Origin of the sequence: Vibrio sp. 779(2023), assembly GCF_033344285.1 — a bacterium.
Lineage (GTDB): Bacteria > Pseudomonadota > Gammaproteobacteria > Enterobacterales > Vibrionaceae > Vibrio > Vibrio alginolyticus.
The window spans coordinates 1-1340 of sequence record NZ_JAWPOM010000119.1; the positions used below are offsets into that span (position 1 = coordinate 1).

The window sequence follows — 1340 nt, forward strand, 5'->3', positions numbered from 1 at the left end:
TCAATGCGACTTAATATGCAAACTTTGACATATATCACTTTTTTAATTTGCACATAATAGAAAAACTTGGTCGGGTGGAGAACGCAGTTTATTTGCATTTTTACTCGACATTAAAATTCTAAACTTCTGGAATAATGGTAATGAAAATGTGCAATAGATCACTGTTTTAGATAGGGAAAACGTGAAAAATCCTGCGCTATCAGTTGGCCGTTATCGGAATACTCACCCATCCGATTAACGCTAACCATAATAAGAAATTGACTCCCAATATCTGTAAGTAATACTGGCTCTGTAAACATTTTAAAAAAAGTTTAAAAGGGGTGAGTATGAAGATTGCGGGAGTCAACACTCCGCCAACACAGCCCGATGAATTAATTAAAGTATCTGAGGGAGGTCACTTTGGTACACCTCATCAAATTAAGTGTTCGCGTCACGTTTATTAAACGACGTTGTGCTACTAGCGAGTGAAAAGGAACAGAACAATGATCATAAACTACGCCCTGACAACTGCTCCTTATTCGAATGATATTGAATCATGTATCAACGTAATGACAGCGAGTATGTTTGCTCTTGTCGACCAAGGAGAAGAGACCGAAGTCGCTACGTGTGACTTTTACATCGTAGATTTATCCAGAGCCTCGAGTACTATCAGCTGTCATAAATTATTGAACATTAACGCCAGCATTGCACACTTTATCCAAATTCTTGATGATGATTACTTGCTAAAAGAAAGCATCGCAACACGTAACGAAACAATGCGGTGGGGAATCGGTCCAGAACCAGATCGTCTCATTGTGATTCACGAACTAAAGGTAAAGAAAGAGCATCGAGGAAATAAGTATTCCAAAGCCTTAATTGAGGACTTTATTGAACGCTTTACATCGATTTACGACATCATTGGTCTAAAGGCGCTTCCTTTAGAAGATCGCTCAGAGGAAAGCGTAGAAGCGCTTAAAAGCTATTACTCAAAGATAGGCTTTAAGGACGTTGGTATTGATGATTTGATGCTCTGGCCAGCGCTAGAAGAACCAAACTGGAACGAAGCCTAAGTTAGACATAGCATCTCATGATGCGACTTACCTTCCCACACCTATCTCAGCTTGGTGACTGATGCTTACTCTAAGAAAATGATTGGTGACCTGTCGATAACACGATGACGGCTCAAGCAGGCCTCATCAACACCGACAAGAACCGGAGAAGCCACAAATCACTCAGATAATGAGGGTTTAACCAGCAGCTTCTCGCTTCTCTTTTGTTACCAACCAACACAAGAGTGACCCAACTGTCACCATAACAACACCTTGCCAGAAACTATTGCTCAACGTAACACCAAGGATAAG

Annotated in this window: 1 protein-coding gene and 1 pseudogene; one reads left to right on the forward strand and one right to left on the reverse strand. The window is 40.6% G+C overall.

Features of this window, described 5'->3' with window-relative positions; genetic code table 11:
• Positions 1–482 precede the first annotated feature (482 nt).
• Entirely contained in the window at positions 483–1049 is a 567-nt protein-coding gene (locus tag R8O70_RS25410; protein ID WP_318184485.1) for a hypothetical protein, read from the forward strand.
• A gap of 177 nt (positions 1050–1226) precedes the next feature.
• Here the strand turns inward: R8O70_RS25410 and R8O70_RS25415 are convergent.
• Positions 1227–1340 (reverse strand): annotated as a pseudogene (locus R8O70_RS25415) (EamA family transporter); the annotation flags it as partial.

Coding starts and splice junctions, on each gene's coding strand:
- R8O70_RS25410 (WP_318184485.1), top strand. CDS start 483: ATGATCATAAACTACGCCCTGACAACTGCTCCTTATTCGAATGATATT.